Annotated in this window: 17 protein-coding genes; 2 read left to right on the forward strand and 15 right to left on the reverse strand. The window is 62.4% G+C overall.

The genetic code is table 11. The features are described 5' to 3' along the window. Position 1: 1 nt before the first annotated feature. From CDE01S_RS15345 to CDE01S_RS15415, 15 genes are read right to left on the reverse strand one after another with little or no spacing between them, the layout of a single operon-like run. Positions 2–1210, reverse strand: coding sequence for a Kae1-like domain-containing protein (locus CDE01S_RS15345; protein WP_066709504.1), 1209 nt, complete (start codon positions 1208–1210; stop codon positions 2–4). Between the two features lie 4 nt (positions 1211–1214). Beyond that, complete coding sequence (hypB, locus tag CDE01S_RS15350) at positions 1215–2201, reverse strand: hydrogenase nickel incorporation protein HypB (protein WP_066709508.1); 987 nt, start codon at positions 2199–2201, stop codon at positions 1215–1217. 19 nt (positions 2202–2220) lie between these two features. After that, positions 2221–2568 carry a hydrogenase maturation nickel metallochaperone HypA/HybF gene (locus tag CDE01S_RS15355; protein ID WP_066709511.1) on the reverse strand — a complete coding sequence of 116 codons (348 nt, stop codon included), beginning with the start codon at positions 2566–2568 and terminating at the stop codon, positions 2221–2223. Next, entirely contained in the window at positions 2561–3739 is a 1179-nt protein-coding gene (locus CDE01S_RS15360) for a hypothetical protein (RefSeq protein WP_066709513.1), read from the reverse strand. Before CDE01S_RS15360 ends, CDE01S_RS15355 begins: the two co-directional genes overlap by 8 nt. A 15-nt stretch (positions 3740–3754) precedes the next feature. After that, positions 3755–4321, reverse strand: a complete 567-nt coding sequence (gene hybE / locus CDE01S_RS15365; protein ID WP_084382923.1) for a [NiFe]-hydrogenase assembly chaperone HybE — start codon at positions 4319–4321, stop codon at positions 3755–3757. Beyond that, complete coding sequence (locus CDE01S_RS15370) at positions 4318–4545, reverse strand: rubredoxin (RefSeq protein ID WP_066709517.1); 228 nt, start codon at positions 4543–4545, stop codon at positions 4318–4320. Before CDE01S_RS15370 ends, hybE begins: the two co-directional genes overlap by 4 nt. Next, positions 4542–5405, reverse strand: a complete 864-nt coding sequence (locus tag CDE01S_RS15375) for a hydrogenase expression/formation protein (protein ID WP_066709518.1) — start codon at positions 5403–5405, stop codon at positions 4542–4544. The genes CDE01S_RS15370 and CDE01S_RS15375 overlap by 4 nt, the downstream gene beginning before the upstream one ends. Before the next feature lie 41 nt (positions 5406–5446). After that, a complete protein-coding gene (locus CDE01S_RS15380) occupies positions 5447–5893 on the reverse strand; it encodes a thioredoxin domain-containing protein (protein WP_369406370.1) in 447 nt (148 codons plus the stop codon). Between the two features lie 3 nt (positions 5894–5896). After that, positions 5897–6217 carry a HypC/HybG/HupF family hydrogenase formation chaperone gene (locus CDE01S_RS15385; protein ID WP_066709520.1) on the reverse strand — a complete coding sequence of 107 codons (321 nt, stop codon included), beginning with the start codon at positions 6215–6217 and terminating at the stop codon, positions 5897–5899. A 1-nt stretch (position 6218) separates the two neighbouring features. After that, complete coding sequence (locus CDE01S_RS15390) at positions 6219–6884, reverse strand: HyaD/HybD family hydrogenase maturation endopeptidase (protein WP_066709523.1); 666 nt, start codon at positions 6882–6884, stop codon at positions 6219–6221. A gap of 21 nt (positions 6885–6905) precedes the next feature. Beyond that, positions 6906–7265 carry a HigA family addiction module antitoxin gene (locus CDE01S_RS18270; protein ID WP_084382924.1) on the reverse strand — a complete coding sequence of 120 codons (360 nt, stop codon included), beginning with the start codon at positions 7263–7265 and terminating at the stop codon, positions 6906–6908. 7 nt (positions 7266–7272) lie between these two features. Then, on the reverse strand, positions 7273–7998 hold the full coding sequence (gene cybH / locus CDE01S_RS15400) for a Ni/Fe-hydrogenase, b-type cytochrome subunit (RefSeq protein ID WP_245636193.1): 726 nt from the start codon (positions 7996–7998) through the stop codon (positions 7273–7275). A gap of 45 nt (positions 7999–8043) precedes the next feature. Next, positions 8044–8649 carry a HupE/UreJ family protein gene (locus tag CDE01S_RS15405; protein WP_066709527.1) on the reverse strand — a complete coding sequence of 202 codons (606 nt, stop codon included), beginning with the start codon at positions 8647–8649 and terminating at the stop codon, positions 8044–8046. Between the two features lie 32 nt (positions 8650–8681). Further along, positions 8682–10541, reverse strand: a complete 1860-nt coding sequence (locus CDE01S_RS15410; protein ID WP_066709530.1) for a nickel-dependent hydrogenase large subunit — start codon at positions 10539–10541, stop codon at positions 8682–8684. Between the two features lie 19 nt (positions 10542–10560). Further along, complete coding sequence (locus CDE01S_RS15415; protein WP_066709532.1) at positions 10561–11652, reverse strand: hydrogenase small subunit; 1092 nt, start codon at positions 11650–11652, stop codon at positions 10561–10563. Between the two features lie 697 nt (positions 11653–12349). On the opposite strand from CDE01S_RS15415, the gene CDE01S_RS15420 reads away from it, so the two are divergent. Both CDE01S_RS15420 and CDE01S_RS15425 read left to right on the forward strand, forming a co-directional pair. After that, complete coding sequence (locus CDE01S_RS15420) at positions 12350–13207, forward strand: WYL domain-containing protein (protein WP_169802273.1); 858 nt, start codon at positions 12350–12352, stop codon at positions 13205–13207. After that, positions 13189–14143 (forward strand): Wadjet anti-phage system protein JetA family protein (locus tag CDE01S_RS15425; RefSeq protein WP_218016531.1); only part of this gene is annotated, 955 nt, incomplete at its 3' end. The genes CDE01S_RS15420 and CDE01S_RS15425, both read left to right, overlap by 19 nt.

A 14143-nucleotide genomic window follows, 5' to 3' on the forward strand; every position in this document is an offset into this window, starting at 1 on the left:
TTTAGTTCTCCATGGGATCACAGCGAAAAAAGGACTCGCCGTCGTCCGTGAGTGCAACTTCACCCCTGGCCCGCAGCCATGCAGCAGCTACCCAGGCCTGTCCGATGGCCAGGTGCGCGTCACCATGGGAGGCCTCGCCCACGATCCAGGTGCGCAAGCCCGACTCCTGCAGGCGCTGCTGCACACGCTCGCGCAGCAGCCGGTTGAAGAAGCAGCCCCCACAAAGGCACACATCGCGCACCCCGGTTGCTCGGGCCTGCCGCTCGGCATGCAAGGCCAGACCGTCTGCCAGCCCCAGATGAAAGACGGCGGCAGCCTCGCCGGCGTCACCTCCCGCGACCCGATGCGACAACGCTTGTGCCACCAGTGCGTGCACATCCAGTACGTCCCCCTGCGCCCAGGCATCGTGCCGATCCTGGGCAACCTGCGGTTGCACCTGCAACCACTGACTGGCTGCTGCTTCGAGAGCGATGGCCGCCTGCGCCTCATCCTGTTGTTCCTGGCACAGGCCCAGCAGGCCGGCCATGGTGTCAAACCAGCGGCCCGCGCTGCTGGTCAGGGGCGAGTTCAGCCCCTTGCGCAGCACGTTCTGCATGGCACGATAGCGGCCCGTACCTACGGCTTGCGCCAATACGTCGTCGTGGCGGCCAGCGGTCTCGTTCCAGGCCAGCGCCATACGCCACGGCTCTCGAGCGGCGCGGTCGCCACCAGGCATGGCCAGTAGGGACAGGTGGTTCAAACGCCGCCAGCGATGATCCTGCACCCACAACAATTCCCCGCCCCAGGGTTGTCCGTCGCTACCCAGACCAAAACCATCCAACGCCAATCCGATCACAGGCCCCGTAAGCCCCTGCGCGGCCATGACCGCCGCGACATGGGCATGATGGTGCTGCACGCCGATGGCGGGGACACCCAGGGTGTGCGCCACGTCCTGGGCGAGCCGCGTGCTGTAGAAGTCCGGATGCAGGTCATGCGCCAACGCATCGGGCGCGCGGCCGCCTGCGTCCCCAAGCCAGCCCTGAACCGTGCGCTCCAGCGCCGCGCAGGCGACTGGGTCGCCCAGGTCGTCGTGCATGACAGACCAGCGCGCCTCGCCCATGTCCTGCCCGATGCCTTCCCACACACAGGCTCTGTTCTTCAGAAAGGCCCCAAGGGCAAGGACCCGGGGCGTCCCCCAAGGCGTAACCGTGATGCCCGACGTTGCGCTCATCGCCCTAGATCCCGCACGCAGATTGCTGTTTGAGACACGCCAGCTCTGCTTGCAGGGCCTCGATCTGGCGGCGCAACGCCTGTTCGCGCTGTTCGCTCCCCTGCGCCGCCGCGCCCGCCAGGTGACCCATCAGCCAAGCCACCCATTGCTCCATGCCCGCGCCGGTGGTGGCCGAAAGCTGGATGACTTCGATGGCCGGATTCACGCGCCGCGCCAACTCAATACAACGATTGACGTCGAAACAAACATGCGGCAGCAGATCGATTTTGTTTAGGATCATCAGTTGCGCAGCGGCAAACATGTCGGGGTATTTCAGGGGTTTGTCCTCCCCCTCGGTGACCGAGAGAATGGCCACTTTGGCGTCCTCACCCAGGTCCCACAGCGCGGGACATACAAGGTTGCCCACGTTCTCGATAAACAGCAAGCTGGCCGGTTCATCGTCCGGGTGATGGTGGTGATGGGCGTGACCATGCTGATGGTCGTGCTGATGATGGTGGTGTTCATGATCGTGATGATGACGATGCAACTGCGCGAAGGCTTCCGCAACCATGGGCGCATCGAGATGGCAACCCTTGCCGGTGTTGACCTGCACCGCTGGCACACCGGTGGCACGAATGCGGTCGGCATCGAAGCTGGTTTCCTGGTCTCCCTCGATCACCGCGACCGGCAGTTCGGGGCGGCTCTTCCGGAGCCGTTCGATGGTGGCGCACAGCAGTGTGGTCTTGCCTGAACCGGGACTGGACACCAAGTTGAGTGCACGCACGCCGTGGGCGTGGAAGTGCGTGCGATTGCGTGCAGCCACCTCGTTGTTCAATCCCAGGATGTCGGCTTCCAGCTTCACGGCCCGGCTTTGACTCATGCCCGGCACCGATACCCGCGCCGCGCCGGCGCCGAAATGCAGATCGCCCCGCGCGTCGACGACAGGACCGACCGCATCGTTCGGGGTCAACCCCGACTTGCCGTTTTCGCTACACCCACAGACTACACACATAACCGTCTCCTTGTATCTATCAGTCATCGCTGACCTGCATATCCACCACGCGCAACTCCATGCCGCCCGTGGGCTGAAGCTGAAAGCTGCCGCAGCCGGGACAAGGCAAGCCCCGCTCGCGCAACGATACCGTGCCGCCGCAGGGCATGCACCAGGCCAGCCCGGGCGGTTCGTCGATCACGAAGCGCGCACCCTCGAGAACCGTCCCCGGCGCCAGCCCGTCCAGTGCAAAGCGCAAAGCACGCACATCCACGCCGCTAAGTTGACCGGCCTCCAGGTGCAGGCTGAGCACACGCGCGAAGTGCTCGCTCTGTGCCGCCTGCTCCACCAGCTGCAACACGCCGCCAGCCAGGCTTACCTCATGCATGTGCACCTCCTTCCACTCGCGGTTCCTTGTCGGACATCATGCCGCCATTGTCGACGGACCACTCGATGTCGTAATCGACGCAAGGATCGAGCGCGGTCATCATGAGGGCGATCCGTCCCGGCATCTCCTGTCCTCCCTCTTCGGCGATGGTCGCCAGCGCCTGCGCGGCCACGCCTCGGGGATGAAAATTCCACTCGGTAGGGGCTACCACTTCGCAGCGCTCCACCACCTGCCCGGTCTCGCCTCCGCGCAGGCGCACAAGATGCACGAGCACGCCCCGCGCCATCTCCGCCCAGCCCAGCGCCCAGCCATCCGGCAGGGCGTGGGCGCCCCATGCCAGCACAGCAGCCTCAGATTCTTGGCCGAGGCAAAGACGGACCGTCTCGGCCAGACGGCAGCCTAGCAGTACCCATGGCGTCGAGGCGCCGGGTATAGCCGACATATTCACACGGGACCAGCTGCCGGTATGACAGGGTCGGCCTTCCTGCTGCGGCAGACCCGTGTAGTCCGCACACGCCTGCACCCGCGCCAGCCAGAGTCGTGCATCCACTTCATCCACGGGTGGGTACAGCGGAGGTACCGCAGCCGGCACCGGCGCACTGTCAAATGTCCGCAACGCTTGCAACAGTCCTGCCAGCGGTGTGCGGTCGCCTTGCGCCCAGCGGGTCAATGCTTCTCCACCATCGTGCTCCCACTCGTGCAACCAAGCGGTTGCCCGCATGCCCAGCCAGCGTTCTTCCAGCCACGCCAGCGCCGCTTCGCCGTGTCGGCGCCGCGTGAAGGCTGGGTCCAGCAACGGGCAACCGGCCAGGGTAGCCAGCAGATGTTCCCCGTGCGACCCACTGGCCGCGCGGGGCCAGTCAAGCCCGATGCGGCGCACGTGTTCGCACAGTGTTTCGGTTTCGAGCCGGTCACGGACGGTTTCGGAGTTGGTCTGGAACAGTGGCGAGAGCTCGGGTGCGAGCTCTCCCAGCGCCAAACTGCTGCACAGCCGGTGGGCCTGGCCGCACAGGTTGAACAAACTGGCCAGACGTGCGGGCAGCGCCTCAGCCGGGCAGCCTGCCGCCACCCGCCGTGCCAGCGCCTGTCGAGTGCTCTGGAGGTTGCTGCCGAGCACGCGGCGCGGATGCAGGCGCAGCCGCCCGGCCAGAGTATGGAATCCAGTATTCATGGATTGCGCATGTTCTCAGACGGAGCGCCGCCCCATTAGCAAGGCCCGGCGCGATGGCATGGCGATGGCAGGGGACGAACCAGCCGGCGTCGCCACCACCTGCTTACGTGGCACCCGCAGTTCGGCAAGCACGGTCAACGCAACCTCTTGGGCAAGTGCCTGGCTGCCAAATTCGTCCATGGGCGAGAAGAGGCTGCAACTTTCAATGCTGCCATTCGGCCCGCCTTCGGCGGCGATGAATTCGAAACACTCCCGACCGAAGGGGAGGATGCGCTTGCTCCCCACACGTGCCGCTCCTGCGTCGGCAGTCAGAAGCCGAACCAGACTCAAGAACCATGGGGTGATGAGCACACCCTCGGCGACCGTCTGTTCAGCATCGCCCCACTCGAAGCCGATGGCCTCGACGGCCAAGGCCGGATTCAGGATGGGTAGACCCTGCATGCGCTCAATCTGTACGTGGCGGTAGAAGTCCACTAGATGCTGCACGCGTTGGTCCAGAACACACCGCAGAACCGGCTGTGCCGGGCTGCTGGCGGAATCAGCCCGAGAGGGGGAAGATGCGAAATGGTGCAGAGCATTCATTCGATCATCAGAAATTGCTCGGCATCGCAATCGCAGTTAGGGCAGCGCCAGTGCGGTGGCAGATCGGCGAATGGCGTGCCAGGCGGGATCTGCCACTGCGGGTCGCCGATCGCAGGGTCATAGATCCACCAGCAGATCTTGCATTCCAGGCGCGAGCCTGGCTTGAGCACCTCGCGGTTACCAAGGTACGAGCCTTCAAAGCCTTGACCGTCGAAGCCGCTCATGTGGACTCCAGATAAGTCAGAATGTCTTGCAGCCGCTCGTGTGAGTCGCGCAGGTCTTCCGGTGCCGCCATCGCGACCTCAGGCATATCGACCACCTCGACCGTGTTGAGAATCGCCTTATCCATGGAGTTGTAGTACACCACGCGCCAGCAGTGGGGCAAACGGGTATTGGATATGCGACAGTTGCCATAGCCGCGCGAAAGCAGCAGCACGCGGCCGGTGCCCAACTGGTGGTCAAGAAAACCGATGTCTTCGGGCGTGACGGGCAGCAGCGTCAGATTGATTACGTGCGAGGTCTGGCCCGGCTGCCAGCGCGCCACCTGATCGCGCACCTCGTCGACCAGCAACGGCGCGTTCTGTACGTTGGACGGCAACGGTCCGAGCCAGGGCCGGTACCCGCTTTCAGCGTCCTCCTTGGCCACCAGCCGCAGCAGCGCCGGCACCGGTCCGGCCTCGATCACGTCGTCGATCAGCGCGCCTGCGTTGAAGGTCATAAGACGCCAGACGCCGGCGAACACCGACTCCTGGATGTGCACCTCCAGCGGCGAGGCCTCCTCGCGCACGATGGCGCTGGCTTCGCCCTCACCCATCACCTGGTCGATCAGGCGCCGGTCTTCCGTCGGCAGATTGAGCAGGCCGATCTGACCGCCCACCCCGCCTCCAGCCACCTGGTCTAACAATGTCAGCACCTGGCCCAGCACATCGCGTGCAACCGCGCGACCGGCAATTTCTCCCGGTTCAGGTAGCATGGGCGCGCGGTAGGTATCCATTTCCTTGGGCATGGGCAGGTAGTCGAGGCTCTCTTCTTCGGTCTGGGTGCCGGGGCCGAGAGCGACCACGGGAATCGGAAAGGCTTTCATCAAAAGGCTCCTTGTGCGACGTTGCGGCGTGACCAGCGGTTTCAGTGGCAGCTGCTGCCGCCGCTCTGGCTGACCACCGGGATGCCGATAGTGGGCGGGCGCGAAGGCGGCATGGCGAGCGCAGCGGCGACGCCAGCCAGATAGATATCCCAGTCCTGCATGCCGGCGATGGCGGTCACGTATAGGCCGTCGCGGAAGAACAGCAGCGAGGGCCAGCGCTGCGAGCCGTAGAGGCGAGCCACTGCATCCTCGCTGTCGCGCGGCACCACGGCGATGCCGAAGCGGTTCGGAAAGGACTTCATTAGTTCGGGCAGTACGGCCGCCACGTCCACACCTTCAGGGAAACGCACCGGGTCACCAGCGAGCAGCACGACGCGGTCGCCACCGCCCGCGGTCCAGTCGGTCACTGTCTGTTCATCTACCCAGGCAGCGCCGAAATCGCGGGCCAGGCGCTGTACCAAAGGAGCGTGGGCTGCAGTCACTTCCATCATCTATTCTCCAGAAGAAAATCGCTGGCCGGTGAGGGCTCGAAGTTGTTCGGTGTTCATCTGCGAGGGCAGCATGAAATCGACATTGGCCAGCGCATCGGCGCCCTGCATGGCGCCAAGCACCAGGTCCAGTGCCGCATTCACCTCAGCCGCACGCTCCGCGTCGATGACTTCGCGAGCATCGTCGAGGAACACCAGTAGCCAGTAGCCGGGCACCACCTCGCCGACCAATGCCGTGTTGATGCGGCGGCGCTCGCTGCGGCCTTCGCACAGCGCGAAGCGGCCATCGGTCTCGAGCACCTGCATAGGGATTCCGATACACATGTCAGAGGTCCTTGACCAGAAACCTGTCGTCGCCGATGCGGCATGCTTCTTCCGCCGTCGGGCGTTGCGCTTCGTAGGCGGTCAGAGCCAGTTCGTCCAGCGTCACGGCTTCGCGCGGTGCCAGCGGGGTCTCACGCAGAGCAGGGCGGGCGCCCCACCGTTCAAGTTCGGACACACCCAGCGCCAGCGCCTCTTCCATCGCGGCCTTGACTACCGGGCGCAGGCTGCCGCCGTAGTCCTCCAACTCCTGCGGCTGGCAGCCGATCAGCAACACCTGCTGCGGGTATTTGGCGGTCAAGACAGCGAGCGAGAGCACCTCTTGGAAGCCGGTCTGGTGCAGACTCATTTTTTTGGTGCCCATGAAGCGCGGAACCTCGTCATCGCGCACCACTTTCAGCGTGCCGGGTTCGAGACCGTAATCGATGGCGTCGAAGATCAGCAGCGCGTCCGCTTCCTGTACATGCTGGATCAGATACAGGCCCTGGGTGCCGCCATCGATGAGCTGCACGTGATCGGCAAACTCGTAACGGCGCTGCAGCGCCTCGATGCAACGCACACCGAAGCCTTCGTCAGCCCAGAGAAGGTTGCCGATGCCCAGCACGACAATGTGAGTCGGCAAGGTGTCACCAGAGGAGTTACAGGCGTTTTCGGTCGAAGTGGCGCTCATGGCATGCGAGCCTGTGTGAATTCAGCGAAGGGGTTGGGTCGGCAAGGACAATCGCTTCCAGGCACGGAAGCTGTCCCAGGCAGCTTGCTGGGCGAGCCAGAAGCCGGCGTCGATGCCGAACTGGTGGGCACAGCGGATGGCGGTGTCGGTCGACATGGCGCGCTGCCCGTGCACGAGCTCATGCAGCCGCCGGCGGGACATACCCAGGAGTCGCGCCGCCTCGGACTGGCTCAGCGCCAGGGGAGCAAGACAGTAGCGCTGCAGCAGTTCGCCCGGATGTCGGGGGGTGCGCAGAGGGATGCCTACGGGGCGGTCGCGCCAGCACCGCACTCGCGCTGGCGCGTCGCGTTGGTCAACGGCAGGATAAGATCCCGTAGGCATGAATCGCTCAGTCCTTGAAGGTACGGTACCCTGAAATCATGGTACTGACGACGCTCTGGCGCCCCATGATGTCTTCGCGGATGGCGGCATAGATGTGCAGAATGACGAAGACGATCATCGCCCACATGCCGACGCGATGCCAGGAGTGCACATCCTGGCTCTGCCCGAATAGCGGGATGACCCAGCCGAACAGGCGCTCCTGCCAGGAGCCTGCCTGTGAACCTTCACCGTAGAGGGCAAATCCGGTGAAGACCATGAAGATGCACGTCAATACAAAGACGAAGAACATCGCGAAGCGCGCGAGCGGGTTGTGACCAACATAGCGGCCCGGGCGTGGCGCAATGAAAGCGTACCAACGGAGCATGCCGGCCACCTCCTGCCAGTAGACCCTCTGGAAAATCGGCACGGAGAACAACTCGCGTGCGTGGTGGTTGCCTACAAATGCCCAATAGATACGGCCCAGCAAGCCAACGGCGAGAATGTATCCGGCGGCAAAGTGTGCGAAGCGGATGTAACCCATCAGGAAATGGTCACTGGCCTCGCCCGGCATGGTGGGCAATGGTCTGCCGATGAAATATCCGGTCAGGCACAGGACGACGATGGACAGCGCATTGATCCAGTGCCAGAAGCGGACTGGCGCCTCATACACATAGACCGACTTGATGGACTGGCCGCGTGCAACCGCGCCGTCATCGACGCCTGTGACGTCGGCAAGGTGTTCGGATGCGGTAATAGTCACTTTGGTCTCCTCGTTGTGATGATCGCTTGCTCGCCGGCTTCAGGCACCAACCTGTGCCAGCAAGAAAGCGCCCGCCAGACCGATGGCAGCACCCAATGCACCGACAGCTGTGGCAACCATGCGCACAGCCATATGGCGCAGACCGGTCACGGCCGCCAATCCCAGCATGTGCAGGACAGCAGTACTTAGCAGGAAGCCGGCGGCATAGGCCGCGAAGCCAACTGCCGGCGATTCCGCGCCATGCGCCAGTCCGTGCAGGCCGCCCATTAAAGCGATCAGCACTAGTTCCCCGCCGCTGCCCGGAACCCTCAACTGCCGCGCTTGCCACAGCATGACCCCCGAGAGCACCACACTCAGCGCCACGGCATACTCAAGCATGGGCACCGTCATGCCCAAGGCGCCCAGCGCAGCCGCCCCGGCCATGGTGACGAGAAATACGACGGGACCAAGCCACGCCCGACGCGCGGGCAGCGCGCAGACGGACCACACGCCAACGGCCAGCATCACAAGGAGATGATCCAGCGCCAGCGGGTGATACAGGCCCGCAAACAGGCTGGTGACGTCATGGCCGGGATGGGCCTGAGCCATGCCCGAGCCGAGCACGGCGGCCACAACGGTCAGGTGTTTCAGCGAACAATACTTCATGGTCATTTCCAATCGTCATTAGTGGTTCAGGTTCAACGAACGGTGACCCGGCTCATTTCCTGGCCGTCTTCGCTCATCACGTGGGTGGAGCAGGCCAAGCAGGGGTCGAAGCTGTGCAACGTACGCAGGATCTCCAGCGGTTGCTCGGGGTTGACCATGGGCGTGTTCATCAGCGAGGCTTCAAAGGCGCCGATCTGACCCTTGTGATCGCGGGGCGACCCGTTCCAGGTGGTGGGCACCACGCACTGGTAGTTCTCGATCTTTCCGTCTTTTATCTTGATCCAGTGGCCCAGCATGCCGCGCGGCGCGGCCACTGTACCCACACCCTTGGCTTCCTTAGGCCAGGTGGAGGGGTCCCACTTTTCGACATTGGCGGTGGCGGTGTCGCCTGCCTTGATGTTGGACACGAGCTGCCTGAAGTCGTCCATCATCATTTCGGCGGCGTACTGGCTTTCCAGGGCACGGGCCAGCGTGCGACCGATGGTGGTGGGCAGCAGCTGCTTGGCGCTGTAGCTCGTCTTGGGCAGACCCAGTGCTTTGGGAATGGTGCTGTTGATGGCCACGGCCGATTCGTCGACCTGCTGCTTGACGCGCTGGCACCACTTGTTACCCTTCATCGCGTGAGCGTAGCCCAGAATGTAGCGCGAGAGCGGGCCGACCTCGACCGCGTGGCCGCGCCAGCGCGGCGACTTGATCCAGCTGTACTTAGCTGACTCATCGAGTTGCTCGATCTTGGTCCGTGAGCCCTTGAAGTTCGGTCCTTCGGGTTTGTAGTTGGGTTCGGTGACGCCGTCCCAGGGGTGCAGGCCCTTGGTCTCGTCGCCATACTTGTACCAGCTGTGGGTCACGAACTCCTGCACCTGCTCAGGGTCGCGCGGGTCTATCGGTTCGATCTTGTCCCAGTTGCCGTTCAGGATCACGCCGCCCGGCAACTGGTGCGTGCTGTGGTCGTACGGCACCTTCTCGTAGGTACCGTAGTCAGCCACATTGGTGGCACTCAGACCGCCGCCGTAGAGCCAGCCGGCCTGCTTGTAGATGGTGCCGATGGCCAGCACGTCGGGAATGTAGACATTGTTGTTGAACTCGATCATTTCCTTGATACGAGCTTCGACAAAATTTAGGCGCTCCATGTTGATGGGTGCACCGGCGGCGCCATTGCCGTCGATGTTGATGGCACAGGGCACGCCGCCCACCATGTAGTTCGGGTGCGGGTTCTTACCGCCGAAGATGGTGTGCACCTTCACCCATTCCTTCTGCAAGTCCAGGGCTTCGAGGTAGTGGGTGACCGCCATCAGGTTGGCCTCGGACGGCAGCACATAGGCCTTGGATCCCCAGTAGCCATTACTGAAGGGACCGAGCTGGCCACTCTCGACAAATTTTTTCAGGCGGTTCTGGACATCGCGGAAGTAACCCGGCGAAGACAGCGGGTGCGAGGGCGACACCAGCTGCTGCAGTTCGCTGGTCTTCTTCGGATCGGCCTTGAGTGCCGACACCACATCCACCCAGTCCAACGCATGCAGGTGGTAGAAGTGCACCGCGTGGTCATGCACCTGCAGCGTCTTGGCCATCATCTCGCGGATGAGATGGGCGTTCAGCGGGATCTTGATGCCCAGCGCGTCCTCCACCGCGCGCACACTGGTGAGCGCGTGACAGCCGGTACAAACGCCGCAGATGCGTTCCACGAAGGCCCACGCGTCGCGCGGGTCACGACCTTTGAGGATCACTTCCAGACCACGCCACATGGTCCCGGTGGAAACGGCATTGCGAATCACATTCTTGCTGTCGAGATTGACCTCGCATCGCATGTGCCCCTCGATGCGAGTCACCGGATCGACTACGACGCGGCGGCCGGAGTTATCGAGCTTAAATCCTTGCGTTTCGTATGCACCCATTTTGATTTCCTGTTCTTTATCAGCGATTTGCATTCGGGGCTTCGGGCATCTTTACGTTGTCGCGTACTCTCTTGGCCACCGACAAAGCCGCATGCGCCGCCACCGCCGCTCCAACGATGCTGGCCGCCGCCGTGCCAACCTTGTCAGCGTTGGACTCGACACCGAAAGGCTGGATGCTGGTAATGCGGTCGTAGAAGGAGCCTTTATCCCAGAAACCGTCTTCAGAGCAGCCGATGCAACCGTGACCGGCCTTGATCGGGAAGCTTGTGCCCTCGTTCCACTGCACCGTTGAACACGCGTTGTAGGTTGTCGGCCCCTTACATCCAACCTTGTAGAGACAGTAGCCCTTGCGCGCGGACTCGTCGTCGAAGGCCTCGACAAACTGACCTGCATCGAAATGCGGTCGGCGATAGCACTTGTCGTGGATGCGCTGGCTGTAGAACATCTTTGGACGTCCCTGGCGATCCAACTCCGGGATCTTGTCGAAGGTGAGCATGTAGGTAATCACGCCCGTCATCACCTCCGGAATCGGTGGACAACCCGGCACCTTGATGATGGGCTTGTCGGTGATGACCTTGTGGATTGGCGTAGCCTGAGTGGGGTTGGGCTTGGCAGCCTGCACACAGCCCCAGGAAGCACAGGAACCCCAGGCAATGACGGCCTTGCAATCCTTGGCCACTCGCTTGAGCTTCTCGATGAAGGGCTTTCCCCCCTGGATGCAAAACATGCCGTCCTCGTTCAGAGGCGGATTGCCTTCGACGGCCAGGATGTAATTTCCCTTGTATTTCTTCGTAATTTCGTCCAGGATGGCCTCGGCCTGATGGCCCGCGGCAGCCATCAGCGTGTCGTCATAATCCAGCGAAATCATGGACAACACGACGTCTTTCGCCAGCGGATGCGCGCTCCGAATAAAGCTTTCCGTGCAACAAGTACACTCCAGTCCGTGCAGCCATAGTACCGGTGTGCGCGGCTTGTTCTCCATTGCATGCGCAATCTGCGGTACTACCGAAGGCGCCAGGCCCAGAGATGTGGCCGTGAGCGAGCAGTACTTCATCAGGCTGCGTCGAGAAATACCCTTGCGGCGCATTACCTCGTAGAAAGTCTCAACCATATTTGTCTCCATAGGCTTGTTAACCATGTGAACGGCGATCCGACGCTTAGCAGCATGATCGGCAGGAACAATGCAATTCACGTGCCAATCTTTGAGAACCCAGGGATAACCCTTGTTTTTAATCAAATCTGGTGCCCGAAATCTAGTTTGGTGGCCGGGTCAAGCTGACTTCCTAAGAAGTCGGCGGAAACGCAACTTCCACCTCGTATAGAAGATTGGAAACTTTATTTGCGCCCTGAATCGCCCCGGGTTCGATAGACACGATTGAGCCTCGGATGCTGAAAATCCGCTTGTCCAGTTCACGACCGACTGATATGGGTCGGCAACACCAGTTCGTGGGCCCCGATAGCGGCCACCCGCTGGTCCAAGTTTGGCCGTCTGGCCATCTGCAGCAACAGTGCCTTGAACGGCCGCTTCGCGAAAGCGGCCGGCTAGGCTGCGAGCTGCTCAATGACCGATACCGATGGGAGCGGTCATTGGCGCTTCGAAATCAAGTGACGGCAGCCAGCCTAGACGTGACGCCCAGAAACTGGCCGAGCGCTGCGAAAAATGCAGAGGATATTGGCGTCTTGCGACTGCGGTTCACAGTCTGCAAGACCTCGCATCAAGCGGCGCACCTCACTTTGGCACGCAGATATCTCCATGTAATATATTTTCGTATATGATGTGGTTTTATATACCATCTAACCCGAAAGCGATGAATCCACCCAATCTTCTTGAAAAGAACCGCTACAAGGTCATGCGCCGCATGGCTCTGTGGGAGGGGCGTCTGAGTCGCGGCCGCATCATGGGCGTCCTGGGCCTAAGTGGTATTCGGGTGAGCCAACTCCTCAGAGAAATCCGGGAAGAAACCCCTGACTGGTTTGAATGGGACAGCAAAAGTAAGTCTTACTTTGTCACCCCCGCGGCCTACAAGAAGGCTCAGGTTGAACTCAAGGCTGGCAACTCGGATCTGAGCTTGGCCGCATATCTGGCAGAGGCGGACATTCATGCGGACCTCACCCCGGGTGCCGGCCCGATCACCGTGGCCCCTTGGGGCTTCTCCCAGGTCAACCCCAACATCTTCTCTCGCATTCGTCTAGCCATCGAGCGAGGCACGCGACTAAAACTTGAGTACCGATCCATGCGCACCCCCGAGCCACATCCACGGACTGTGGAGCCACACAGCCTGGTGCAGGCCGGCCGGCGCTGGCACATGCGCGGCTACTGCCTGGAGACCCGTGACTTTCGAGACTTTGTGCTGGGGCGCATTGCGAAACTCTCCATGCTGGACCAAAAGGCCGAAGCCACGTCCGCAGAGGACACCAAATGGAACGCTGTGGTGAAAGTCCGTATCCAGGCGCATCCCAAGCTAACACCTGGCCAGCAGGACCTCGTACGTAGCGAGTATTTCGAGGGGACTGCGGCGCGCGTACACAGCTGCCGCGGCGCTCTGCTGCCCTATCTGGTTCAGGAGCTACGCCTCGCCCTGGACATCACCAAGGAATTGCCGCCCGACTACCAGTTGGCGGTGGACAACGTCGAGGAGGTGCGGCCATGGCTGTTTCCCGCGTAGCACCCGCTTCCATGGCGCTCTTCCAGCGCATCCCAGAACACCTGTTCGGGCCTCTGGCCTCGCAGAACCGCCACGGCTACTGGGCGCTGCTGTGCCACCTGCACCGCCACCGCTTCGGCCCCGACGCACCCCTGCCGCCCAGCTACGGCTTCCTGCAGCGCGAGATCACCCAGGAGATTGAGGATCACCTCAAATACGCCGAGGAATGGCAGCCCGAGTCGGGCGAGCCGCCGGACACGCCACTCAATATCCGCGCCATCGGCATCTTCAACCGCCTGCTCGAAGCCGGCTGGTTTCGGCTGGAGAAGTACGGCATCGAAAAGACGGTCAACATGGCGCCGGCCGTGGGCCAGCTGCTGACCCAGCTGATCAACTTCGCCGAGACGGGACCGGTTTTTGTGTCGGGCAAGATCCGCTCGATCGACGCGGCCGTCGCGCAAGTCCACAAGGGCGAAGCCTCGGGCGACCTGATGCGCGAAGCGGCCGAGCAATGCCGCAACCTGCTGGTCTACATCCGCAACACCGGCACCAACGTGCGCGACCTGATGTCCACCATCGGCGCGCAGGCGACCACGGCCCAATACGTCCGGACTTTCTTTCAGGACTACATTCAGCAGGTCTTCATCGGGGACTACCAGGAGCTTCGCACCAGCGAACATCCGCTGTCCAAGCGCCAGCACATCCTGGAGGCCGTGCAGGAAATCGATACCGACCCCCAGCAGCGCGAGCGCCTGCTCGACTGGTATGTCAACCGCCTGAGCGATGGCGACGAGAGCAAGGGCCACGCGGCGTTTCAGCGCGACCTGCAGCGTCTGTACGAGCTTGAGCGCATCGAAGAATACCTCACGCGCCTGGACGACGAAATCCGCGGCGCCAACAAGCGCGCGCTGGCCTTCCTTGAGTACAAGCTGCGCGCCATCCGCCCAATCGACACGC

Source organism: Curvibacter delicatus NBRC 14919 (assembly GCF_001592265.1).
Lineage (GTDB): Bacteria > Pseudomonadota > Gammaproteobacteria > Burkholderiales > Burkholderiaceae_C > Hylemonella > Hylemonella delicata.

What these genes read in the sequence shown, in the direction of transcription:
- CDE01S_RS15345 (WP_066709504.1), bottom strand. Translation starts at nt 1,210, where the DNA reads ATGAGCGCAACGTCGGGCATCACGGTTACGCCTTGGGGGACGCCCCGG.
- hypB (WP_066709508.1), bottom strand. Translation starts at nt 2,201, where the DNA reads ATGTGTGTAGTCTGTGGGTGTAGCGAAAACGGCAAGTCGGGGTTGACC.
- CDE01S_RS15355 (WP_066709511.1), bottom strand. Translation starts at nt 2,568, where the DNA reads ATGCATGAGGTAAGCCTGGCTGGCGGCGTGTTGCAGCTGGTGGAGCAG.
- CDE01S_RS15360 (WP_066709513.1), bottom strand. Translation starts at nt 3,739, where the DNA reads ATGAATACTGGATTCCATACTCTGGCCGGGCGGCTGCGCCTGCATCCG.
- hybE (WP_084382923.1), bottom strand. Translation starts at nt 4,321, where the DNA reads ATGAATGCTCTGCACCATTTCGCATCTTCCCCCTCTCGGGCTGATTCC.
- CDE01S_RS15370 (WP_066709517.1), bottom strand. Translation starts at nt 4,545, where the DNA reads ATGAGCGGCTTCGACGGTCAAGGCTTTGAAGGCTCGTACCTTGGTAAC.
- CDE01S_RS15375 (WP_066709518.1), bottom strand. Translation starts at nt 5,405, where the DNA reads ATGAAAGCCTTTCCGATTCCCGTGGTCGCTCTCGGCCCCGGCACCCAG.
- CDE01S_RS15380 (WP_369406370.1), bottom strand. Translation starts at nt 5,893, where the DNA reads ATGGAAGTGACTGCAGCCCACGCTCCTTTGGTACAGCGCCTGGCCCGC.
- CDE01S_RS15385 (WP_066709520.1), bottom strand. Translation starts at nt 6,217, where the DNA reads ATGTGTATCGGAATCCCTATGCAGGTGCTCGAGACCGATGGCCGCTTC.
- CDE01S_RS15390 (WP_066709523.1), bottom strand. Translation starts at nt 6,884, where the DNA reads ATGAGCGCCACTTCGACCGAAAACGCCTGTAACTCCTCTGGTGACACC.
- CDE01S_RS18270 (WP_084382924.1), bottom strand. Translation starts at nt 7,265, where the DNA reads ATGCCTACGGGATCTTATCCTGCCGTTGACCAACGCGACGCGCCAGCG.
- CDE01S_RS15405 (WP_066709527.1), bottom strand. Translation starts at nt 8,649, where the DNA reads ATGAAGTATTGTTCGCTGAAACACCTGACCGTTGTGGCCGCCGTGCTC.
- CDE01S_RS15410 (WP_066709530.1), bottom strand. Translation starts at nt 10,541, where the DNA reads ATGGGTGCATACGAAACGCAAGGATTTAAGCTCGATAACTCCGGCCGC.
- CDE01S_RS15415 (WP_066709532.1), bottom strand. Translation starts at nt 11,652, where the DNA reads ATGGTTGAGACTTTCTACGAGGTAATGCGCCGCAAGGGTATTTCTCGA.
- CDE01S_RS15420 (WP_169802273.1), top strand. Translation starts at nt 12,350, where the DNA reads ATGAATCCACCCAATCTTCTTGAAAAGAACCGCTACAAGGTCATGCGC.